Annotated in this window: 18 protein-coding genes; 10 read left to right on the top strand and 8 right to left on the bottom strand. The window is 33.0% G+C overall.

Annotated elements, in window-relative coordinates; translation table 11 throughout:
- Positions 1-158: 158 nt before the first annotated feature.
- A complete protein-coding gene (locus tag GMC_RS0102995) occupies positions 159-887 on the bottom strand; it encodes a biotin--[acetyl-CoA-carboxylase] ligase (RefSeq protein WP_010520739.1) in 729 nt (242 codons plus the stop codon).
- 193 nt (positions 888-1,080) lie between these two features.
- Here GMC_RS0102995 and rsfS point away from each other — a divergent pair, with 193 nt between their 5' ends.
- From rsfS to GMC_RS0102965, 6 genes are all read left to right on the top strand, one after another.
- On the top strand, positions 1,081-1,452 hold the full coding sequence (gene rsfS, locus GMC_RS0102990; protein ID WP_010520738.1) for a ribosome silencing factor: 372 nt from the start codon (positions 1,081-1,083) through the stop codon (positions 1,450-1,452).
- Between the two features lie 19 nt (positions 1,453-1,471).
- On the top strand, positions 1,472-3,436 hold the full coding sequence (gene ftsH / locus GMC_RS0102985; RefSeq protein ID WP_010520737.1) for an ATP-dependent zinc metalloprotease FtsH: 1,965 nt from the start codon (positions 1,472-1,474) through the stop codon (positions 3,434-3,436).
- Positions 3,437-3,521: 85 nt separating this feature from the next.
- Positions 3,522-4,127, top strand: a complete 606-nt coding sequence (locus GMC_RS0102980; RefSeq protein WP_010520736.1) for an LUD domain-containing protein — start codon at positions 3,522-3,524, stop codon at positions 4,125-4,127.
- Positions 4,128-4,131: 4 nt separating this feature from the next.
- Entirely contained in the window at positions 4,132-4,938 is an 807-nt protein-coding gene (locus GMC_RS0102975; RefSeq protein ID WP_010520735.1) for a phosphatidate cytidylyltransferase, read from the top strand.
- The gene (locus tag GMC_RS0102970) at positions 4,928-5,578 is read left to right on the top strand and encodes a phosphatidylserine decarboxylase family protein (protein ID WP_010520734.1); all 651 of its coding nucleotides are present in this window, start codon (positions 4,928-4,930) and stop codon (positions 5,576-5,578) included. The genes GMC_RS0102975 and GMC_RS0102970 overlap by 11 nt, the downstream gene beginning before the upstream one ends.
- An 8-nt stretch (positions 5,579-5,586) precedes the next feature.
- Positions 5,587-5,853, top strand: coding sequence for an acyl-CoA-binding protein (locus GMC_RS0102965; protein WP_010520733.1), 267 nt, complete (start codon positions 5,587-5,589; stop codon positions 5,851-5,853).
- Positions 5,854-5,896: 43 nt separating this feature from the next.
- On the opposite strand, the gene GMC_RS0102960 is transcribed toward GMC_RS0102965, so the two are convergent.
- On the bottom strand, positions 5,897-6,238 hold the full coding sequence (locus tag GMC_RS0102960) for a winged helix-turn-helix transcriptional regulator (protein WP_010520732.1): 342 nt from the start codon (positions 6,236-6,238) through the stop codon (positions 5,897-5,899).
- A gap of 125 nt (positions 6,239-6,363) precedes the next feature.
- On the opposite strand from GMC_RS0102960, the gene GMC_RS0102955 reads away from it, so the two are divergent.
- From GMC_RS0102955 to GMC_RS0102945, 3 genes are all read left to right on the top strand, one after another.
- On the top strand, positions 6,364-6,981 hold the full coding sequence (locus GMC_RS0102955; RefSeq protein WP_010520731.1) for a hypothetical protein: 618 nt from the start codon (positions 6,364-6,366) through the stop codon (positions 6,979-6,981).
- 19 nt (positions 6,982-7,000) lie between these two features.
- Positions 7,001-7,741, top strand: coding sequence for a protein disulfide-isomerase (locus GMC_RS0102950; protein ID WP_010520730.1), 741 nt, complete (start codon positions 7,001-7,003; stop codon positions 7,739-7,741).
- Between the two features lie 96 nt (positions 7,742-7,837).
- Positions 7,838-11,056 (top strand): cytochrome b5 domain-containing protein, encoded by a 3,219-nt coding sequence (locus GMC_RS0102945; RefSeq protein WP_010520729.1) that lies wholly within the window; start codon positions 7,838-7,840, stop codon positions 11,054-11,056.
- Positions 11,057-11,139: 83 nt separating this feature from the next.
- Here the strand turns inward: GMC_RS0102945 and GMC_RS0102940 are convergent, their stop codons facing one another.
- Positions 11,140-17,148 carry a T9SS type B sorting domain-containing protein gene (locus GMC_RS0102940; protein WP_010520728.1) on the bottom strand — a complete coding sequence of 2,003 codons (6,009 nt, stop codon included), beginning with the start codon at positions 17,146-17,148 and terminating at the stop codon, positions 11,140-11,142.
- A gap of 502 nt (positions 17,149-17,650) precedes the next feature.
- Positions 17,651-20,290: a valine--tRNA ligase gene (locus GMC_RS0102935; protein ID WP_010520727.1), complete on the bottom strand. Its 2,640-nt coding sequence runs from the start codon at positions 20,288-20,290 to the stop codon at positions 17,651-17,653.
- A gap of 123 nt (positions 20,291-20,413) precedes the next feature.
- Here GMC_RS0102935 and GMC_RS0102930 point away from each other — a divergent pair, with 123 nt between their 5' ends.
- Positions 20,414-20,833 (top strand): DUF1573 domain-containing protein, encoded by a 420-nt coding sequence (locus GMC_RS0102930; RefSeq protein ID WP_010520726.1) that lies wholly within the window; start codon positions 20,414-20,416, stop codon positions 20,831-20,833.
- A 468-nt stretch (positions 20,834-21,301) separates the two neighbouring features.
- On the opposite strand, the gene GMC_RS0102925 is transcribed toward GMC_RS0102930, so the two are convergent.
- The 4 genes from GMC_RS0102925 to GMC_RS18845 all read right to left on the bottom strand — a co-directional run.
- Entirely contained in the window at positions 21,302-23,065 is a 1,764-nt protein-coding gene (locus tag GMC_RS0102925) for a T9SS type A sorting domain-containing protein (RefSeq protein ID WP_010520725.1), read from the bottom strand.
- Positions 23,066-23,369: 304 nt separating this feature from the next.
- Entirely contained in the window at positions 23,370-23,948 is a 579-nt protein-coding gene (locus GMC_RS0102920; protein WP_010520724.1) for an NAD(P)H-dependent oxidoreductase, read from the bottom strand.
- A 59-nt stretch (positions 23,949-24,007) separates the two neighbouring features.
- Positions 24,008-24,571, bottom strand: coding sequence for a Crp/Fnr family transcriptional regulator (locus tag GMC_RS0102915; protein WP_010520723.1), 564 nt, complete (start codon positions 24,569-24,571; stop codon positions 24,008-24,010).
- A gap of 128 nt (positions 24,572-24,699) precedes the next feature.
- Positions 24,700-25,009: group II intron maturase-specific domain-containing protein (locus GMC_RS18845; RefSeq protein WP_010520722.1), on the bottom strand; the 310-nt coding region annotated here is incomplete at its 5' end.

The following is a 25,009-nucleotide window of genomic DNA, read 5'->3' as shown; positions in this document are numbered from 1 at the left end:
AATAATATAACACATAGGCTATTGTATTCTACAAGGGCGATTTAATTACATTGGCACTAATTTTAAATTTCTTAAGTAAAAAATCAATTTTTTTGTTTACACACAGTGAAAAAAACTTAAGTATAGCTATAGCTTATGGATTTGCTTTATTTTAAAAATCAATATTTCAGTGCTATTTCCTTAACGTCATAATAATTTAAACAATTATCTTGTTGAAGTACTTTTAGCAAACCTCCATTACTTACACCTTGAATAATACCCACAAATTGATTTCCACTAACCTCAAAAGTAGAGGGCTTTTTGTTACGGAAAAGCACTGCTTCAAAATCTCGCTTTACTTTTTCAAAATCTTCTTCTTGATAATTTTTAAAAAAAGTTTCTAAACTATTTAAAATTTCATCAAGTATACCTTCTAGCGAAAGCGATATGCCAATCAAATTTTTAACTGACGAGGCTTTAGGCAAACCAGTAAAATCCTCTTGGTTAATATTTATACCCACACCTATAACAGTTTCGGACAATACGCCATTTTGGTAGCTATTTTCTATTAAAATGCCTCCTATTTTTTTATTTGCTGACAAAATGTCGTTAGGCCATTTTATTTTTAATTGTGGCAAATTATACCTGTTTAAAACTTTTTTTATGGATAATGTTGTTAGCATATTTAAAACAAACGGGGTTGCTTTTATAGCCTCATTTGTTACAAAGAACACACTAAACGTAAGATTTTTACCTGACTCGGATTGCCATTTTGAACCTCTTTGCCCCCGCCCATTTGTTTGTGCTTTAGTCCAAACACAAGTAGGTTTAATTATATTTTGTTTCCGTAAAAGTTCTTTTAAAAAACTATTGGTAGAGGGTGTGGCATCAACTTTGATTATTTTCATTGAAAATTATAGACTTTACTTATATTAAAAGGTGTTAAAAGCCAAAAAATAATAACTTTGTTATAACTAATCAAAAAACGGTTTTATCTTTTTTTTGAATACCGTAAATTAGCAATGTAGACTATAAAACATCAATCAAACACAATTTCTTAAATTTGCTTAAAGCATGCAAGAAAGAGTTAAAAAAATTTGAATGTCGAAACAAGAAAAAAACAATGATTTGTTGATTGCTCATGTCATTAAAGGCATTGAAGAAGTTAAAGGACAAGACATTACTATACTTGATTTAAGAGAAATTGAAAATACAGTATGTGACTATTTTATAATATGCAACGGTACTTCCAACACGCAAGTGAATGCCATTGTAGGTTCTGTTCAAAAAACAGTAAGCAAAGCAATTAAAGATAAACCTTGGAATATTGAAGGTACTGATAATGCCGAATGGGTACTTATGGATTATATTAATGTTGTTGTACATATCTTCCAAAAACATATTAGAGAGACCTATAATATTGAAGAACTATGGGGTGATGCAAAGAGCACACTCATTGAATCGAATTACTAAAATTAGTTAAAAATTATATATGGCAAATCAGCCCAAAAAATCAGATTTAAATAAAAAACCAAAATTTAATTCCTATTGGATTATAGCCTTGGTTGTTTTAGGTTTTTTAGCGATCACTTTTTTTGAAGGTGATTTAGCTGGGAAAAACGAAATATCTCCTTCGGAATTTAAGACTTACTTACGCGAAAATGAAGTTGATAAAGTAGTAATTGTAAACCGAAGAATAGCAAAAGTTTTTTTAACAACTGAAGCTAAAAGACTAGAAAAGCATAAAAAGAAAACAGGAAATTCCTTTTTAAATACCGCTTCAGGAAAAGAAAGAGCAGATTATCAATTTGAATTTGGGGATCTTCAAAATTTTGAAAATACAATTAACGAAATAAAATCTTCAAATAACATTACCACGCCTGTACAATACAACAGTGAAACTAATGTTTGGGGAGATTTGCTTATTTCCTTACTTCCATTTGCACTTATTATTGGAGTGTGGATTTTTATTATGCGCCGTATGAGTGGTGGTGGTAGCGGAGGCCCAGGAGGTCAAATATTTAATATTGGTAAATCAAAAGCAAAACTTTTTGACCAAAATACCGATGTTAAAGTTTCTTTTGAAAACGTAGCTGGTTTGGAAGGCGCCAAAGAGGAAGTTCAGGAAATTGTAGACTTTTTAAAAAATCCTGAGAAATACACCTCTCTAGGTGGTAAAATTCCTAAAGGAGCCCTTTTAGTAGGACCTCCAGGAACAGGTAAAACGTTACTTGCTAAGGCCGTTGCTGGCGAAGCTAAAGTTCCTTTCTTTTCCTTATCAGGATCAGATTTTGTTGAAATGTTTGTTGGTGTAGGAGCCTCACGCGTGCGTGATCTGTTTAAACAAGCCAAAGACAAATCACCCGCTATAATTTTTATTGATGAAATTGATGCCATTGGTAGAGCACGTGGAAAAAACAACATGTCAGGCTCTAATGATGAACGCGAAAATACACTAAATCAGCTATTGACTGAAATGGATGGTTTTGGTACCAATACAAATGTAATTGTTATTGCAGCAACTAACCGTGCTGACGTTTTGGATAAAGCCCTTATGCGTGCTGGTCGTTTTGATCGACAGATTTACGTGGATTTACCAAATTTAACAGAACGACTTGCTATTTTTAAAGTACATTTAAAACCACTTAAAAAAGCAGACAATTTAGATGTTGACTTTTTAGCAAAGCAAACCCCTGGGTTTTCTGGCGCTGATATTGCTAACCTATGTAATGAAGCCGCTTTAATTGCCGCTCGAAAAGGGAAAAAGACCGTTGGCAAACAAGACTTTTTAGATGCTGTTGACCGTATTGTTGGCGGTTTGGAAAGAAGAAGTAATTTATTTTCACCTGAAGAAAAGAAAACCATTGCTTACCACGAAGCTGGACATGCTACCGTAAGTTGGTTCCTTGAGCATGCAGATCCTTTGGTAAAAGTTACTATTGTTCCTAGAGGGAGGTCTTTAGGAGCTGCTTGGTATTTACCTCAAGAGGCACATATTACACGTACAAACAAGTTTTTGGATGAAATTTGTGTTACCATGGGCGGACGTGCTGCTGAAAAGTTAATTTTTAATCAAATTTCAACAGGAGCCTTAAGTGATTTGGAAAGCGTTACTAAAAAAGCCAAGGCGATGGTAATGATTTACGGTTTAAATAAAAAAGTTGGAAACATTACTTATTATGACCCTGCTGGAGAAAGTGGTTTTGTGAAGCCTTATAGTGAAAAAACTGCAGAGTTAATTGATAATGAAATAAAGGACATTATAGAAACACAGTTTCAGCGTGCACTTGATTTGCTGGAAACTCATAAAGAAAAAATGTCGCAACTTGCCGAAGTATTGCTTGAAAAAGAGGTTATTTTTAAGGATGATTTAGAGGAAATTTTTGGAAAAAGACCGTTTACAAAAGAAAATCCTTTGGTTCAAAATACGGAATCCACAACCACTGAGGAGCAGTAATTTTAAGATTTATATTGAGTTTTCTTACTATATTGTATTAATGGTATGAAAACTCAATACCGCAATTTCATTATAAGCAACACATATGAGTCTGTTTAAAAGACTTTTTTCATCACGCAAAAACCCTAAAAAAGAAGATGATGATTCATTTTCAACAAGTAAATACATGCCCGAAAATGAATTTCCGGTAGATGAACAATTTATGCTCAACTTCAGGGAAAAAGGCGGCAAATTTTTGTATTGCGAAAACATGAAAGAAGCCTTTCAAACTTTTGACAATATTCTTTTGGAAAATAATTGGCACGGTAATGACATCTGTTGTTTTGAAGAAGATTTAAAAACAGAGTTCGCTAATTTTAATGTAAATTTTACAAAAAAAAATAATTCAACTGTTTATTTTGCTTCTTGCGAATATTTAATTGGTAATAGCGGAGGTATTTTAGTATCTTCAAACCAATTGAAAGAAAAAAAACTAAATGAACTCCCTGACAATTTTATAATAATTGCCTACACTAGTCAACTCATTAATACTATTAGTGAAGGACTTAAAGGAATAAAAAACAGAAAAAATAATTTTATTCCTACCAACATTACTACAATTCAATTATTTGAAGCACAAAGAGAAAATAATTTTTTGACCTACGGAAGTAGTGCTAAAAATTTATACTTACTTTTGGTAGAAGACCTATAAAAACATGAAGGAACTTTATACCAGGGCATTTTCTGGTTTTATATACGTATGTATTCTTATTGGATCAATTTTGTTCCACAAATATTCCTTTTTAGGTGTGTTTTTTGCTTTTTCGCTGATATGTCTCTATGAATTTCAACGCTTAATTCACTTTAAAAAAGTTTTTTTATACCTTATCCTCATTTCAGGCTATTATGCAACCCACTTTATAAAAATACCAGATACCATTACTTGGAGTTTTTTATTTATCACATTGTTTATACAACTACTCCTTTTAAAAGACCTTCTTTTTATTCGGATTATCCCTATGTTTGAAAAAAAGAAGTATGTGGTAAGTATTTTTTATCTTATCAGCTGTTTTTTTTATTTAACACTTATCCCATTTGATAAGTTTAATAACTACCGCCCTGTTTTTATAATTGGATTGCTCGTACTTATTTGGGTAAATGATTCCTTTGCCTATTTGACAGGTAAAAATTTTGGAAAACATAAATTATATCCAAAAATATCTCCCAAAAAAACAGTTGAAGGATTTTTAGGAGGTTTTTTTGCTGCAATCATAGGAGGTGTTTTAATATATTATTTTTCTAATTCTTTATCCATATTGCACTGGATAGTACTTGCAATTATAGTAAGCGTATTTGGTACTATTGGTGATTTAATCCAATCTAAATTTAAAAGACAAGCAGGGGTTAAAGATAGCGGCAAAATAATGCCTGGACACGGCGGCATATTTGATCGTCTAGATAGTATTTTATATGCCAGCCCTTTTGTATTTTTGTATTTACAAATTATCTCGTATGTTTCATAAAGAAGGTTATAAAATTATTACAATAACATTAATCTTAGTTACTAGTCTGGCATTAGCAACCTATTTTTTTATTGATAATACTATTGTTCAAGGTCTATTGTACGCAATAGCAGCCTTTTTTTTAGTTATCATTCTTCAATTTTTCAGAAACCCAAAAAGAAATACAAAAATTGATGACACCACCGTAGTTTCTCCAGTTGACGGAAAAGTTGTAGTAATTGAAGAAGTGTTTGAAAAAGAATTTTTTAAAGAAAAAAGAATTCAAGTCTCTGTATTTATGTCCCCTATAAATGTTCATGTAACCCGAAACCCTATTGGTGGCAAGGTGCTTTTTAGCAAATATCATCCAGGTAAATTTCTTGTTGCATGGCACCCAAAATCTTCCGAGGAAAATGAGCGCACTACAGTGGTTATTGAAAATTCGAAAATAAATGTGCTTTATCGTCAAATAGCTGGGGCTTTAGCAAAAAGAATTGTAAATTATGCTAAAGAAAGCACCAAAGTAATTCAAGGTGATGATAATGGATTTATAAAATTTGGTTCAAGAGTGGATGTATTTTTACCATTAGGAACCAAAATAAATGTAAATATCAACGATAAAGTTCGTGGAGGCGAAAGTATTTTAGCAACTATAAGCTAAATTAAGATATGGATAGCGAAAAAATACACAACACCTTTTTGAAAGCTGTGGATGAGGCCAACAGCTATCCCGAGCTGCTTCCCACTGATATCAAATTAAAGTTTTACGCTTACTACAAACAAGCCACTGAAGATTCAGGACTATACCGCCCAACTGGTGAAATTGAATTACGTAATGCTTTCAAAGTGAATGCTCTTTTACAAGTAAGAGGTTTAAGCAAAGATGAAGCTAAATTAGGCTACATAAAACTTGTTAAAACGTATCTTAGATCCTAATTAATTACTGACAAGTTACTAAGCTTAAACCAAAAGAGAAGAATTAAGCCTCCCCTTCCAGCTCTTCTAATTTATTCCCTAAATCAGCTAACATACCTATAAATGGTATTACCTGTTTACCCAAATCTGTCAAGGCATATTCCACCCTTAATGGCGTTTCATGAAATATTTTTTTTGACAAAATATTAGCTTTACACAAAAATTTAAGTTCTTGATTAAGCATTTTTTCACTTATTTCAGGTATTAATTTTTTCAAATCTCCATACCTCAACATCTCAGCTCCAAAAAACTGTCCAATAATTAATAACTTCCATTTACCTCCAATAATGTCCAAAGATTTGCGAACTGGACAGGTATCAATTAATTTTTTTTCTTTTTTTTCCATCTCTTATTACTTGATTATCAGTAAAACCAACCAAAAGGTAAGTACCCCACCATAAAGTAAGTACTTGATTTAACGAAAGTTATGTGCTAAATTGAATTATCAATTAATCACAAAATGACTTTATTATGAAGGAAATTCTATTAATGAGTCCCTTTTCGCTACAAGGTACGTACGCAAACAATAATCTACAAAAAAAAGATTTAACCTCCCAAAAAGATGTTAGAAATTTAGAGAACAACTTTTTGACTAAACATTTTTTCAATGAAAAGAAACTGAATAAACTTTACCAATTAAAAAATGAATTATCTAAAGTAAACTGCTTGTATTTTGTTATTACCCAACAAATACTACACCAAGACTTTAACGATTATTTTATTAGCCTGATTATGGCTATTAATTACTCTCGCCCCGAATTAATAATTATTGACACAAGTATTTGCAATAAAATAAACAATTCAAGATGCAAGGAAATTATAGCTATGATTACGACTGTATTTAACGAGAACCAACTCCCAGTTGTGCATCTTGAAGAAGACAGTTTGACTTCCCAAAAAACGCTTCATTATTCGTGCGTTTCTCCTTTGTCAGTTGACAAAAAACTCTTATTTGATATTCATCAGCATGTAAAGAAAATATTTTCAGTAAAAAGTCAATTGACAAATACTGATGAATTTCTTGTTCCTGTGGCTAGCCAAAGTCAAAAAACTTTCAAATGGCAAAATCATTCTTATAACTTAAATTAACGATTAACACAACATCATTATGAATTATTTAAACACCTCAGAAAATTTAATATTAGAGCAAAGTAACACTAAAAGATTTTCATCAATTATTACACCTACAGTAAACAATAGTACTAAAATTGAAATTACATATGGTTATGAGCCACTTTGTGGATGGTGCTATGGGTTTTCCAACGAAATAAATTCTGCTATGTCAAAACTAAAAAACATAGCTGATTTTAAACTTGCCAATGGTGGAATTTTTGCTGGATTTAGAAGCTTAAAAATGGAATACATAAGCCATCATATCAAAAATAACATGAGTAATGTTAGCGACCGTTCTGGCAGATCATTCGGTAAGAATTTTTTAAAGTTACTTGAAAATGGCAATTACGCCTATGATTCTAAAAAAGCTTCTATAGCTGCGTCAATAATGAGAGAAATATATCCGCAAGGTACTTTTGATTTTGCTTCGGACATACAAACTGCTTTTTTTCAATATGGAAAAGACATTCATAGTGATGCCACTTATGCGGAGTTATTAGAAGATTATCCTGTAGATATCGATTACTTCATTAAAAGACTCAATAGCAAAATTGAATCCGAAAAAATTGAATTGGAATTTTTAAATACTCAAATAATCGGTTTTGAAGGTTATCCAGCATGTGCCATTAAAATGAATGGTCATACCGAAATCTTTATCCAAGGCTATTTGGATGCTTCACAAATTACATCGAAAATTCTTTACAAAATTGAAGAATTAAAATGCAAAACAATTTAAAAAACTTCCCCCCTAATTTAAATCTACCGCTTAATCCCAATAACAAATAATAACGCATGTAATACATTTTTTAAGCACAAAGCTAAACTAACTAAAATGAATACTAAATCATATAGCCCTTCACACAATTATATTAAGTATGCTGAACGAATTAATGCTCGAAATGGACATGAAAATTTAGGTTTTTTGTCATTTGAAAGAGGTTTTATGCCGCTTTCAAACCCAATTACTGAACTTCCTGCTCCTTATAACTTATGGGATAAAGTAGCTGCCGAATTACCCAAACATTACAAAAATCAAACGTTACGGATATCGCTTCAAAAAATGGCATTACTGGATGCTACAAAATTAGATGATAAGTATTTATGCCGCGCATCCATGTTAATGAGTATCCTTGCTCATGCGTATGTCAGAAATGAAAGAGATGAAGATTTAGACATTCCTGAATCAATTCTAATTCCGTGGGGTATTGTTACTAAAAGGCTTAATAGACCGCAACCATTCTTATCCTATATTGACTTAATTATTTATAACTGGAAACAAAAAAAATATACTAATAATTTTGATCTTGAAAATCTTGAATTATTAACCCCAACTGTAAATAATCAGGAAGAACAAGTATTTTATTTAACGCAAACCGAAATTGCTTTTAAAACTGTACAGCTCATAAAAAATATTGTTGATATTCAAAACGCAATTATACAAAACAACAAAAAAGCTGTCATTAAAGGGCTAATTGAGTTAAAGGAAGAATTACTCACCGTTACCGAAAAAAGCTTTTTAAAAATTAATCCTAATCCCAGGAGTAAAACTTATGTTGATCCCATTGTATGGGCAAAAACTGTTGCTCCATTTGCTGTACCTATTAAAGAAGGTGTACAGGGACCTAGCGGAACCTCATCTCCATTTTTTCATTTAATTGACACGTTCATTGAGCGCTCCAAATATGATACTATTTTGGGTAAAGAAGCCTTGTTTATTAGAGAATGGTATCCCGAGCATTGGTGCAATTTTTTAAACGCGGTGGATAAGGTTTCAATTACAAAATACATTAAACAGCAAAATGATCAAGAATTAAATGGCGCTTTTTATTCTTTTATAGAAAGTTATTCTGGTGACAAAGGTTTTCTAGGAGTGCACCGAAGAAAAGTTTATGGATACTTACAAATGGCTTTCAAAGTTGGGCGATCAGTTACTATAGGAGGGTTTAGTGGACTTTTTAAAGAACGCACTTGGGAGGAAGTTGATGACGAGCTTGAAACTACCCGACTTGAAAGATACAGCAATAAAAAATTGAAATGCCCCTTTGGTTTTGTTTCTAAAAGAACAAAAAGTATCTCTCAAAATATGACCACGGTAGCGCTTGATATTAAAAATAAAGGAATTACTTATAGACCTGGTGACAGATGTTCAGTAGTTCCAAAAAACGATAGCAAAACAGTTTTAAGGATAATTGAACTGTTAAAAATTAGTGGAAAAGAGCCTATTATTCTTAACCAGGAATGGAAAAATTACTTTGACACCTATTACAACAAAACTATTGAAGAGGCATCAGTGCTTGATATACTACTATCGGCAAAAATAAATAATGTCAATAACATTTTATCGCTTTGCCCTCACCTTAAACTTTTTATGAAAGTTGATACTTATACTGAACAAATTTCATTATTGGAACTTGTTGAAAAGTTAGTGCCATTTTCAACAAATGTTGCCCAAATGCTATTACCACATTTTATAGATTGTTTGCAACCAGAACATGAAAGAATGTACAGCATTTCATCAAATTTTGATAAAAACCAAATTGAGTTAACTATTAGTAATGCCGAAACCAAAACTGAAACTAAAATACACAAAGGGGTGTGTTCTCATTTTTTAACAAATGAAGAATTACAATACAGTTCTCAAATCCCAATAAATATAACCAGACCATTACGATTTTCGTTACCTCAAGATATTAAAAAACAACAAGTGGTGCTTTTTGCTGCTGGATCAGGCATAGCCCCTTTTAAAGGATTTTGGAAGGATTTAAAACAAAAAAATAAGCTAAAGCAATTATCAATATACTATTGTGTAAAACAAATTGATGATATTGTTTTTAAAGATGAGCTTAAGGAGTTAATGATCAATTATGGCGTTAATTTGAATATTTTAGCTACAAGAGATCATTTATTATTGGATAAAAAGGCTTCGGTACTTAAAAATAAACTAGTATTTAGCAATCTACCCAAGAATAAAAAGATTGATTACATTGTTTTACAAAAAGAACATGCAGCAAAACTATACAATGCTATTTCACCTTCAGATATTGAAAATGCTGGACTATTCTATACTTGTGGAAAAGCAGGTTTTGCGCTATCCATACTAAATAGCATTAAACAAATAATCGCCGATTACGCTTCTTCACATATTGATGTCAAGGAGGTGTTTTACAGCCTATTTTCCGAAAACAGGTACATGCAAGATGTTTTTACATCACCTAATTTTATAAAAAATGATGGATCAAAAAATTATTACTTGTCTGACATTGTTAATAGGAATAACGACAAAAACGGGTATTGGCTTTCCATTAATGACAAAGTATACGATGTTACTGAGTTCAAAGAAATACATCCTGGTGGTGACAAAATAATCATAGATAATAGTGGCCGTGATGGCACTCATGAATTCAATAAGGCGAATCATAATACATCAAAAGAAATTGAATCTTTATTAAGTATGTATTACGTAGGGCAACTTAAAAAAATTGAATTACCAACTAAACTAAACAAAGAATACAATAGCTGGCTTAAAGCCTTACAACTTTGCACTGAAATGTTAAATACATTTAATGCGGATTTTTCTTTTATGAATAAAAAAACAACAATACTTTCTGATGCAAATGAAAAAACACCTTACAAAATTGCCCTAATGGTTGAAAATCAAAATCGCTTTTTAACCGAATATGTAAAAAACATACACGACATCATTCGGGAACTTTATGGCCAACAAAACAGGGAGTACGAGAGCACCATTAAGGCAATAAACAAAACTGTTGAATCAACGAAAAACGTTTGCGATATTTATTCATTAAAAAAATTAACAATTAACGATAATTGGGAAAAATTAGTAAAACAGCAAAAACAAAACGAATCACTTTTACTATTAGTGCAAAAGCTTTTATGGGATGGTTTAAAATTCTTTGAATCCTATCAATCAAATTTGGATAATGTTCATCAACTTGCTTTAGATAACTTATTAGAGCTATTTAAAAATGAACTAACATCAACATACAAAACAACTCGCAATGACAAGCAAGCTGTTTTGTCACTAAGTTGAGCTTTGTTTTTTACCCCGCGATCATCTTATTTTTAGACTAATAAACTATAAGAGCATCGCGGGTTTCTATTTTTTAAATTCCACTATCTTTTTAACGTTATATGATCTTTTATTTCATCCCCTTCTGGGGTTCTAATTAACACCCAGTAATCATCAGTTGGTACAGGTACACCATTAAATGTACCATCCCAGCCTTCACTACTACTGGTAAGGGTTTTTAATAATTTACCAAAGCGATTGTATATATACACTAGTGTTCCAGGAATTTCTTCAATACTTTTCACATGCCATGTTTCCGTTTCTATGGGGCCACTACCATTTGGCGTAAAGTACGGAAAGTAATCAATAAAAATAAATTCCTGCATACTTGGTTCACAACCATTTTTATCAAATACCCAAATGGTGTGTTTGCCTGGTAATACATTTTCAAAAACATTTGATTCTTGGCTGTTTGCTGGATCAGGATCATCATACCCGTAAGTATATTCTCCTTCCGAAGACACCTCAACAGTTACCTGATTTAAATCAAAACCTTTAATAATTTCATCAATAACAATTTCCGCACTTTCTGATACAGACACTTCAAATGTTTTAAATGCTGAACAGGCTGTTGCTGCATTATTTCTTACCTCTAAGGTTACAAAAGTTCCTATATCAGCAGGACTTAATGTTAGGGTTTTAGAATCAGTAATCGTAGGCCTAACCTGAACACCTGCTTCATTAGCAAATGTCCACTGGTAAAACACATCATTTTCATTACCTGTATCCCCATCTATAACACGCGAAGGACTGTTCACACAAAACACTACATCCTCAAGCACAATATTTGGTAAAAGTGACACAAACAATTCAATTTCACGTGTAATACTACAACCAGCTTCGTTGTTTGTAACTTTTACATAATAGGTTCCTGTATTGATTCCACTATTAGTGTCTATAGGATTATTACGAGCTGCATCAATTTCAGTCAAATGATAACTTATAGTAAACAAAGAAGGGTTTTGTGATCCCAAAATTTCGCCGTTTAAAGTAGTATAGTCAAACGGAAAAAAGCCATCATTAAAATTATCAGTATCACATACGGTTCTAGTTGCCAAGCTTATATCATTAATTGTAGGCAAACTAATTTCCTCCAAGGTAATTGGCACAATATTTTCGCAACCAGTGGCATTACTTGTAGATTTTACAAAGATTTCCCCATTAGGTACAGGATCTGCATCCAAAATTTCCGAAGCTAAATCCGCTGTAATATCCGTATGGTAACTTACCATTGCATCAGAAAGGTTGGGAATGAGTAAAGAATTTAAATTAGCCCTTTGCGACTCAAATAATTCCCCTTCACAAAACTTTATACTAGCTGTAGTTTCATTAATTTGAGGAAGCTCAATCATATTAATTCTAAACTCGCTATCATACGTACAGTTAGGATTCGTATTTGAAACTAAGGAAATGTAGATCAATTGCGCTCCAAACCTATTTACAGAAAACTGACTAATATTTGCTCCGGTAATTTCACTAACAGTAGTACGAGACGCTGCAGTAAAATAACGCACTGTAAAATCAGTTGCCGCCCCAGCTATTGGAACTAAAGTTGTTTCAATGGAATTTAATGCAAATAATTCCAAATTATCATTACCAACATCGCAACGTTCAAGCATTTGAGTAATTGGTTCAATTTCCGGTATTGCATTTACCGTAACGTCAAATAACACCGTGTTATAACAAGTCGTATTTAGATTGGTTACCTTTGCCACGTAGGATTTGGTAGTAGCTCTATTAAGAGTTGCAAGAGCAATACTAGCTTCCGCATCCTCCATAGTATCGTGATACGTCACCGCAAAACTCGTATTATTTTGACTTCTTAAAATAGCAGTATCTAAATCTGCAAAAACAAAGTCAGTCACGCCATCCAACGTTCCATCCAAATCACAAACAATTAAATCCGATGAATCAGGCAATGTTGCCGTTGGAATAGGATGAGCAATTAAGCCTAACCTAACAATAATATTGGATACACATGATGTTACCGTATTAAATGCATCAGCATATATTTCAACATCAGTATTGCTTTTAGTATAGCTACCTACAATAGGACTTGTACCTGCCGCATCAGTGTAGTAACGCACAATCACATTTTCATTTACAGGATTGGCAGTGTCCACAAACTGAAATTGAGTATTTAGCTCCGTAAGATTATTAATTGTAAAACTATTTGAACCAAAATCATCTTCACATAACTCAATATCTTTTGCTTCAATTACGGGCAAAGAATTTAATTGAATACTATAGGATGTTTCAAAAACACATCCTGTATCCGAAGTAATTCTTAAATAAATATCTGTTAAAGCATTGGTTAACACAAATGGTTCATCAACGTTAATATTTAACGGCATGCTTTCTGTGTGGGCTACCCTATCAGCTTCTGATCTAAAATAAAGTACTCCTCCTGTGGCTGCCAAATCTCTTTGCCTACCGGCATAATTAAATCTAAATGTACTTTCCACATCCTTTAAGTCTACAGATTCGGTTCCATCACCATTGGTATCACATATAGAAAGATTACTCAATGGCTCAACTTCAGGACGCTCATCTACCACTAATAAAAATTTATCAAAAGTAACACAGTCATTAACTGTATTTGTAATCCGTGCAACAATTTCCTGAGATAACGGAGTTTGATTTTCATACCCATCCAACGGCAAACTTTCTCCGGTAGCATTAGGTACTTGCTCTGTTTGATTGGCGCTATCGCTCAAATCAACAAAACCTGCATCGGCATCATTAGCATAAAAATTAATAGCAACACCTGTTATGGCTCCATTATTAGTAATAATGTCTACCGCATCTTGCAGATTAAACAAAGCTACACTAGGCGTATCTCCCTCACATTCGATCAAACGATCAATAGGGTTGGTGGCAGCATTTTCTTCAATTTTGAGGTTGAACTGCCCTGTAATAAAACAGGTAGCATCATCAATATTTTCAATTCTGAAATAAATGGGCATTTCCGAAATGGTACTTGAAAATATAGGATCCATAATTTCGCCATCGCTCCCTCCTGCATTAGCATCACTTATTGAAGAGTCATAATAGCGAATAAATTTATCGGTTTGGTCACCCAAAATGAGTGCATCCCTACTGCGTAAATTAAAATTAGCTGCTAAGGAATTTCCTGGGGCAACACAAAGTAAAAAATCATCGTTATTAACAATTACAGGAATTGTATTTATAATGAACTGTTGTGCTAATACTGAAATACATCCAGTTGTTCTATTTTGAAACCTAACCCAAATTACAGCATCCTCATCCAATGATATATCATAATTAGTTACATCAGCTGTAGGAATTGAATTACCCATTGCTTCAGGAATCATTAGGGCTGCAGATTCTGTATTGAAATAACTTACTGCAAATTCATTTTTAGCAGCTACGGTTACCTGCTGCGAAATATCTTGAAATGGAATTGAGTTGACCCGATCATAACAAACAAATACCGGATCTAAAGGCAAAACATCCGGAGCTGGATTAACTTGTAAATCAAATGGAACCACGGCAATGCAACCATCATTTGATGTTGCTCTTGCCCAGTATCTTCCGCTTGTGCCAGAATTATCATCCATAAGTGCCATCACGGAATTATCATCACTATTTTCGGCATCAGCCTGATTGGTATAATAACTTAAACCCAAGCTTGTATCGGTAGTAATTTCTGCAGCAATTTCGTTTTGAAATAACGTTGGTAAACCATTAATTCTACCATCCGTATCCACATCACAAACAGTTAAAGTACTAGTAGGAGTGTTTACTGTAACCCTTGGTGACACCACTAAATTGAATGTTGCACTGTCCTCACATACGGGATCATTATCTATTAACCGAACATAAATAGTTTGTGTATTTGCTTCCGTATTTGTGTATGATCTTAAATCTGCATCTGAAATGGGGTCGTCGTTATTAAAATCATCAAGTGAAGCATAAAGGCTCACTTGAAATTCGGTTGAAATTTCATCTTTTTTCCCTGAAAGATCAAACACTGCAAAACCATCATCATCATCGTCGCAGGTATTTTCCTCTTCAATTGTACTGTCCGAAATTAAGTGACGTGCTTTTAATGTTATTGGCCTAACTATAGGACAATCCGATCCTGTTCTTACAATTCGAACACCTATACGTTGTATATTTTCTTCTTCATTAGTGTAATTAGCAGGATCAGCTATGGGATCAACACCTAGTGCAGCATCTTCAACACTTCGGTGAAAACTAATAGCAACATCGGTAATACCAGATGCTAGGATTTGATCTCTGAGAGGTTCTAAATTAAACGCGGTGAAACCATCTTTAGGGTCTTCATCACAAATAATAATTTCCTCAAAAATTGCGCTTGACCCTTCAATTTCGTCATATGGCACCCCAGTTGGAGGTGTATTTATCACAATTTCAATCGGTATTGCATTACTTAAACAGCCTGTTGGCGAAGTATTTTGGGCATATATTATAGTAGTCCCTGAATATAATTGTGCTTCATTAGCCTCAGTAGTTAATTCAGCGTCCTCGTAATAGATAAAACTTCCTGAAAGATTCGAAAAAAATTCCGCCGTTATGTCTGTCAACTCAACGGCTTCAAACCCATCGGCATCAAAAACAGTATCCCCCACTACCAATTCGGAATCACAAACAACAAACGCTCTTGGACTGTTGTCAATAACTTCACCTTGACCGACTATGATTTCAAAATTTGAAATAAATTTACACCCCGAAGGCTCCACAACAGTCACATAAATAATATCATTAGTACTGGCTGTGTACGAATTTGGATTTTCAATTGCTGTCCCTGAATCACTTTCAGCTTCAGCTAAATTGGCAAAATAAGTAACTGTTGATGCAGTATCTCTGCCCATCAATGCCTCACTATCTTTCACCTGTAAGTCAAAAACTGCTGAAGTTGCAGTGGTTGCCACACATTCCGATAGCGGAGTCATCTCATTTCCTTGGTTTGTATCAGCTAAATTTACTGCAATACTCGCTTCAATTGCGCATGAAGCATTCAATTGCACACTTAAAGTATAAGTTCCACTTTCCGAAACATTAATAGTTTGCGTACGCTCAGATAAATTTGGGTTAGCACTACTAGTCCATAAATATTGTGCTGAGGCAGGAAATGTTTGTTCAGGACTTAAGGTTACGGTTGATGAACAATCATTAATATCGCCTGGTGTAAAAACACTACCTTCGAGCTTTCCTAAATCTAATGACAATTCATTAACTATTTTTTGAATAAAAACTGCCGAATCCGAAAATGAATCTCCGCCATCAGCAATAATAATTTTTACTGTATAATCAGTTCCTAATACCGTATTTGTATTGGCGCTTAATGTTTGAATATACTGTGTGTAATTAATTTGCGTACTTGGGGATCTTGCTCCACCGTTTGCTAATAAAGCCTCATTTTCAGCAGGACACGATGTTTCTGGTGTTGCCCCTACACCTTCTTCATGGATATTAGCTACAGTTACAGGGCGATTGTCAGGCGTAAGAGCAATATTACGAAATGGACTGCTACTCCCCGTTTCTTTAATTAAAATAACCACTCCGTCATTATTATAACAAAAATTTGCGCTTCCTGAAGCATACTCATCGGAAGCAAAAACATAATCGAAAACAATATTATTTTGCAAGGCTAAAAAATCAAATTCAATTTCGGTAGCATTAAACGTGGTATCCGCCGAAAGTCCAAGAGCATTCTCATAGTCCGAACTACCTCCCCAAGTAACCGTACCATCGCCAATACCTGCGGTACTTGCATTAGCCTGACTTACCCTTCCTGTTGCTAATACGACACCTTCGGACAAATCAAAACCACTATTCCCCGAAGCAGAAAAAGCACCAAAACTTGCAATTGGTGTAGGTTCACTGGAACCATTTATTGGAGAACTTTCATTAAACGAGGGTTCGCAAGTTCCTGCAACCTCAAATAACGAGGTGTTAATTAATTGAGATACATTTTGAGTATCATCAACAGTAAGTGTTTGTGCTTGTAAGTCCAAAATACTTACAAAAAAGCAAAAATATAAAAGCAGATATCTATTCTTCATTTGAGGAAATTTTAAAACAAATAGTTACACATTACTCTGAAAAACAATAAGTTAAACAAATAATTTGCTTTATTAAAAATTCAAACAAAATATTAACATTATCGTTAAAAAACTCAAAAATACAGATAAAAGAACTGCCCTTTGTAAAAAGATAAGATTATTATTACAAAAAATAAGAGCATGAGAAATTCCCAGCCCTTATTTTTTGTAATAAATTATTCTGATGCTGCTTTAGATACTCACATAAAATGAATTTTTTAATTGTGCATCAGCAGCGCATATGCAATATTTAAGCTACATTATTCCCGTAACACCGTTTTTAATATTAAATTTCCCTTGTAAAATGGTTATTTTCTGATTGATAGTTCAAAAAAGCATCTTAGTTTTTATTAGAACACTTTAAAATCAAAAACTTGTATAACTTTCATAAAGTTTTTAATTATTATTTGATTACCAATAATGAATAAAGTGTTTTAAACCGTCTCGCTTTATTTAAAAATTCCTATGACAATGACATGATCCCTGATTTTAAGGTTTCAATTTTAGCTTGAGCATCCTGCATTTTTTTTCGTTCATTGGCTACCACTTGCTCAGGGGCATTAGCTACAAAACGCTCATTAGAAAGCTTTTTTGACACACTTTTCAAAAATCCTTCGGTATATTTTAACTCTTCTTTTAATTTTTCAAGCTCTTCGGCTACATTTATAGCACCTTTTAAAGGCACAAAATACTCATTAGATTTTACACGAAATGAAAGTGCTCCCTCAGGAGATTCAGTAACATAACTTAACGACTCAATATTCCCTAACTTTTTGATAATGCAATTAAAATCTTCTGAAACAGCTTCGTTATTTATAATTTGCAAATCAATAGTTTCTTTGAACGATATATTTTTATCCTTACGGATCGTCCTGATTCCTGATATAATTTCCTGAGTAATTTCAAAATTTTTCAGTAACTCATCCTTATAACCTACCTGTTTTGGATAAGTATTTATAATTAATGCTTCCGCGGAAGTACGCTCAGTAATATTTTGCCATATTTCTTCAGAAGCAAAAGGGATAAACGGATGTAACAAACGTAAATTATCTTCCAACAATTTAATTACATCGGCTAATGTTTTGGTATCAATTGACTCCCCGTAAGCTGGTTTTACCATTTCAAGCAACCAACTACAAAAATCATCCCACACCAATTTATAAATTGACATTAGCGAATCACTTAGTCTATATTTTTCAAAATTACTATCAATTGACACTAATATTGACTGAAATTTATCTTTGTACCAAGCAATAGCTTTTACAGCGGTTTCTGGTTGAGGTTTAGCTTCTGCATCGGCTTCCCATCCCTTAATTAATCGAAACGCATTCCATATTTTATTAACAAAAGACTTTCCTTGTTTACATAAATCTTCATCAAACATCAGGTCGTTTCCGGCAGCGGAACTTAGAAGTAACCCCACACGCACACCATCAGCTCCATAATCTGAAATTAACTTTAACGCATCCGGCGAATTTCCTAATGATTTGGACATTTTTCGGCGCTGCTTATCGCGAACCAATCCTGTTAAATATACGTTTTTAAAAGGAGCCTTGCCTGTGTACTCATAACCTGAAATAATCATTCGAGCCACCCAAAAAAATAAAATATCAGGCCCCGTAACCAAGTCGTTGGTTGGATAATAATAATTAAACTCCTTATTATTAGGATCATTTACTCCATTGAAAACGCTCATTGGCCACAACCATGAAGAAAACCAAGTATCTAATGCATCTTCATCTTGTTTTAAATCGGTAATTTCTAATGCTTGATTACCTGTTTTTTTCTTTGCTAATGCTAAAGCATCATCAATCGTTTCTGCAACAACAAAATCCTCCTTCCCTTGTCCGTAATAATATGCAGGTATTTGCTGTCCCCACCATAATTGACGTGAAATATTCCAATCACGAATATTTTCCATCCAATGCCTGTAGGTGTTTTCAAACTTTTTAGGATGCAAAGCAATATCGGCATCGTCACCAAGAACAGCTTTAATAGCAGGTTTTACTAGCGCTTCCATTTTTAAAAACCATTGGTCGGATAGTTTGGGTTCAATAACCGCTTTAGTACGTTCGGACGTTCCTACTTTGTGCATATGGTTTTCCGTTTTAAATAAAAACCCTTCTTCATCCAACTCTTTTGAAAACTCTTTACGTACCACAAAACGATCTTTCCCCTGGTAGTGCAAACCAAAAGCATTTAAAGTGGCATCATTATTAAAAATATCAATTACCTCCAATTGGTGTTTGTCACCCAATACTTTATCGTTTTCATCATGAGCGGGCGTTACTTTTAAACAACCAGTTCCAAATTCTACATCCACATAAGTATCTTCAATAATAGGAATGACTCTATTTACTATAGGTACTAAAACTTTTTTCCCCTTTAAATGGGAAAATCGAGAATCATCGGGATTAATACAAATGGCAGTATCTCCAAAAATGGTTTCAGGTCTTGTAGTTGCCACTACCAAATGATCGCCACTTCCTTCAATTTGATATTTAACATAATATAAAGCGCCTTGTTTTTCTTCATAAATAACTTCTTCATCGGACAATGTAGTTTGTGCTTCCGGATCCCAATTCACCATTCGAAAACCTCTATAAATTAGTCCTTTATTATATAAATCAACAAAAGTTTTAATTACTGATTGATACAAATCATCATCCAGCGTAAACTTTGTTCGTTCCCAGTCACAAGATGCTCCCAATTTTTTAAGTTGTTCCAATATAACACCACCATATTCCTCCGTCCAATTCCAGGCATGTTTTAAGAACTCCTCGCGTGTTAAATCACTTTTTTCAATACCTTGTTTTTTTAACCGAGCAACTACTTTAGCTTCAGTAGCAATAGATGCATGGTCTGTTCCTGGTACCCAACACGCATTGTAGCCACGTAAACGTGCTCTCCTGATCAATACATCTTGAATTGTATTGTTAAGCATGTGCCCCATATGCAATACTCCTGTTACATTTGGTGGTGGAATTACAATGGTATAAGGCTCTCTTTCATCAACTTCCGAATGAAAATAATTATGCTTCATCCAGTAGTTATACCATTTTTCTTCTACTATTTTTGAGTCGTATTGTGCTGCTATAGCCATTTTGGTCTGATATTTGAAGTACAAGTAGCAAAAGTAACTATATAATTAACAACTTGAAAGGTTTAATGCGCCTTGAAGTTGTCAAAAAAATAATTACATTTACATTGAATTAAATTTTTAAACATGAAAAAATTAATTAGTCTATTTCTAGTAAGTTTTATTAGTTTTGGAGCATTTGCTCAAGATTCTGAAACAAAAGATGCTGCCGTTGAAACGCAAAAAGAAGACGGTGCAAAAATTAAATTTGAAACTGAAGTAATTGATTACGGAACTATAGAAAAAGGAGCAGATGGTGTTCGTAAATTTGAATTTACAAATACTGGTAACGCCCCGCTAATTATTTCAAGAGTATATTCCAGCTGTGGATGTACTATTCCAAAAAAACCTGAAGACCCTATTGCTCCTGGAGAAAAAGGTGAAATTGAAGTTAAATATGATACTAAAAGAGTAGGTCCTATCCGTAAAACCATTAGTGTATATAGCAATGCAGATTCAGTGCCATTCCCTTTAAAAATTAAAGGAACAATCACTGAAAAAAAATAAGTGGTAACATCCGCGTTATCCTACAAAAAAAAGATGCCATTCGGCATCTTTTTTATTTACCAGTATTTACAATATTTTGAACTCTCAAAACTACGCTGTTTTAACCTTGAACTTCTTAAAGATAAATTTTATTGCGACTAAGTTGACATTCTAACATTAAGGATTAAATTATTTTGGATGAGTAATTTATACCATTACCTATATGAGTTTACCGAATTAAAATACACCTTTAGAAATTCTACGTTAACATAAAAAGAACCGTAACACAAGCTATGCTGATTTTTCTGATTTGTATAATTCATACATCCATCATTTTTCTTTAAGATAAATTCAAACAGGTAATGGTATTAATATCAAAAACGGTATAAATTAACCCTGATTTTATTTCCCTTTAAAGACTTGGACAACGTATCAATAAAATTAAATTGTAGCTGAAGTAAATGCGTTAACTATTTAAAAAAACAGAAGCTAGAAACTGAGTTTTCGATATTCTAAATCCCCATTTTCAAACTCAATTACTAAAATATAAACTCCGCTAGAAAGGAAGGAGGTTATCAATTCTTTTTTATTAGCCTCTGTCATCAATACCCTACCATTAATATCAAAAATTGAAAGCTTAGTAATCATTATCGATGACCTTACAAACAGCGTGTCATTCTCCTGATATATAGTAAAATCCCTATTATAATTGAACCCTCTTATGGATAAACTATCACATACCTTGTTAGTAATTTCATTTGTCCCTGGGCAAAATACTCCTGACCTTGAAAAGTCTAAATTCATTCGTGCTCCAATCTCCGTATCTTCATCAACTACTCTGGTGGCACTACTTAAACCAATTGGAGTATCAAAATGCATTAATTGCCCTAAACTAATTACATGTCCCATATTATGCGCATGCCCCAATTCATGCGTTACGGTACCCTGAAAATCAACCTGAACATTGCTTGGCGAATCTTCAGAAAAATTCCAGTTCACATCAACATTAAAGGTCATATCTGCACCCTCTAAATAAGAATTTATTTGACCAAAATTGTTTTGACATCCCGAAAAATAACTCGTTGTTACCCCTAAAGTTCCAGATTCAATTTCATCATTATTCGAAGCCGATGCTGACACAAATCGAACTAAATTCACTCCATCATTTGCAGTAATATCTAAATCACTAGCATCCAATGCTACCGTCCAATTAATACCGGTTGTACATACCCACTCTTCTACGGACTTTTCAAACGCTCTGGTTGCTGCTATATTATTGTTAAAATTCTCATTATACGCCCACACATACCCTTTTTCATTATTTATACCAACTAAATTAACTCTGGATAAAAAATCAACATTTCCATCATTATCAGTATCAAACCTAGCGCTTGATTCTGCGCTAGGAATACTAATATCATCGGCAGAAATAAACGTATCACTACCGCCATCAGTAGTAACTCTAATTTTACCTGTTCCTGCAAAACTTGGTACTGCTACCTCTATCGCAGTTTCCGTCCAACTAATAATAGACTCAACATCAACATTTTTAAAATTAGACAAACCTCCTCCTAAATCAGCATTTTCAAAAGCAACTGCTCCAATACGAGTTCCAAAATCAGTACCATTAATTTGCACAGTTTGACCAATACCAGCTCTTACCATAGTTGGGTTAAATGAAGTTATAGCAACAGAACTTAATTTTTTTTGTGCTGTTTTATTTAAAGTCTTTAATACTTTAGGTTTTTTATTGGTCAAACTTACTAATGTAGTGTAGAAGTTATTATCAATACTTGAAAAAGTATAAAATGGGTTTTTTACACTATTTAATGCTCGATCATATTTATAAAACCCTTGTAAACCACTAAATACTTTAAATACTGCACGATTAGCCTCCAAACCATCCAACTTCATTTCTGTATCCTGCAAAAAAAAGGTTCCCGTATCGCCTACACTTAATTGTAAACTTGGAGTCACCATTTCCATTTCAAAACCAAGCGTTCCTCCTTTAGTAATAATGGTAATTAATTCAGAAGTACTTGAATTATAAAAATCTTTATAAACTTCAATGATGTTTGCTGTATAAATATGATGCGTTTGTGCATCTCGATAACAACGTTTCTCCAAAACCTTTCCTTCTATAATTTTAGAAGAAGCAGAAACCTGATCTTCGATATAAATTTTAGTCAACATAGTTTGCGACTGTGCCTGAATAAAACTTAGAACGAAGGCTATGTAAAAAATAATTTTCATTTTGTACGACTTAAAACAGAAGCTTCTTTAAAAATTTAACTATCAATTAATTATAAGAATAAATATTAATAGTAATATAAATCAAATCTACAATTAATTTTACTTTAATTGCTAAATTAAATTTATAGCACCAAATATTATAATTTAACTCAATATCGATTTATTTGCTTGGCTTTTGCAAATTATAATTGACCATTCATTAATTTGGACGCTTAAATTCCCCATAGATCCACCACCGAGTCAGTCAACATCGCATTCATCTCTGGCCTATCGGCAAGACGAATGCTTTATGTGTTGGCAGTAGTTATTTTAGTTTTTCACCTAGTAACGCTATTTTTTTTATCCAATTTTTTCGAAACTCAATAGTTGAGTTCTTCATAGGAGCGATGTATGTAACTTTGACAGGTTTAATTCCGCAAAACTCTAATGTTCCTTTTTTGAACTGGTTGATAGTTGGACTTTTCATAAATAAGTAGTCATACCATTTAGGTGCATCAGCGGTTATAACTATTCTTGCTGTCTTTCCTTTTAAGAGTTTTTGTGGTAATGCTTTTTTAGGTATGGGTTGATATGTTATTCCTGGAAGAAATATTCTATCAATAAAACCTTTCATTAATGCTGGATAACCATACCACCACATTGGAAAAAACCATACAATATGGTCAGCCTTTTTTATCTTTTCTATTGCATCAATTAAATCAGGTTCTAATTCAGTTCTTTTTCTGTATCCAAATCTTAGATTAGGATTAAAATCTAATTCTGAAATATTAATTTGAGTTAATGTTACATTTGTCTTATTTGCCTCTTCCTTGTATGCATCAGACAAAGCATAATTAAAACTTTCTTTGTCTGGATGTCCGTTTACTATCAATATACTTTTCATTTTGTTCTATGCTTGTAACAAAGAACGAAACAATCAAATTTTCATAAAAGGACATATGTCTAATTCGAAATCATTTTTCTTATTCGACTTAAGTGTCTTTGCGTGATACCCAAATAAGAAGAAAGATAGTTCAGAGGTATTAGTTGTAAAAGTTCAGGTTGATTATTTAATAAATCACGATAACGTTGTTTAGCTGTTTCTTTTTGTAACAAAAAAATTCTTTTTTCCATTTTGATGTATTCTTGTTCAGCTATAAATTTAAAAAGCCTTAACCAATTAGTACTTGATTGTTCTAATTTTAGAATTTCGTTTTTAGAGATAGTTAATAGTTCAATATCAGTTAAAGCTTGAATGTTTTCTACTGTTTTTTCTTGAGATAAAAATGAAGAATAGGCACTTACAAAGGTATCAGAAAAAGTAAAGCAATATGTTACCTCTTCTTGCGATGATGAATAATAGAAAGACCTAAATAATCCTGATATAACAAAACCAACTTCTTTAGATATTTGGCCTTCTTTGATGAAAAAGTCTCCTTTTTTTAATCTTTTAAAGGTAACTTTTTTTTCAAACAAATCAATTTCGTCCTTAGTCAGTATGTTATATGTTTCTAAATAGTCTCTCATTTTTCTAATTACTGCCAACGTCTCGTAATCGAGTAGGCAAAGGGATTTTCACCCTAAGCCTCTCACAGAACCGTGCTTGAAAGTCTCCCTTCATTCGGCTTATGATGTACGAATCTAAATTAACGTTTTCAATTGGTATAACCCATACTCCAGTGGTAGAATAGATTAGGAAATTGTTCCTTAATTCTATTAAACCACCGGTAAGCACTTTTTAAACTTGTATTATAACGCTTATACCTTTTTCTTGTCCATCGCACTAAACGATTGTTCAATAGCTTGAAGACTCCATGAAGCATGGATTTTCTGAATTTACCGTAGTAATTAATCCATCCTCTAATCATTGGATTAAGAATTTTAGCAATGCCCACAATATTATTTGAATTCATCCTATGAACTTTGAGTTCTCCTAACTTATCGGCAATCTTTTTTCTTATATTT

The organism is Aquimarina agarivorans (genome assembly GCF_000218485.1).
GTDB lineage: Bacteria > Bacteroidota > Bacteroidia > Flavobacteriales > Flavobacteriaceae > Aquimarina > Aquimarina agarivorans.
This window is presented reverse-complemented; position numbering and strand designations above follow the sequence as displayed.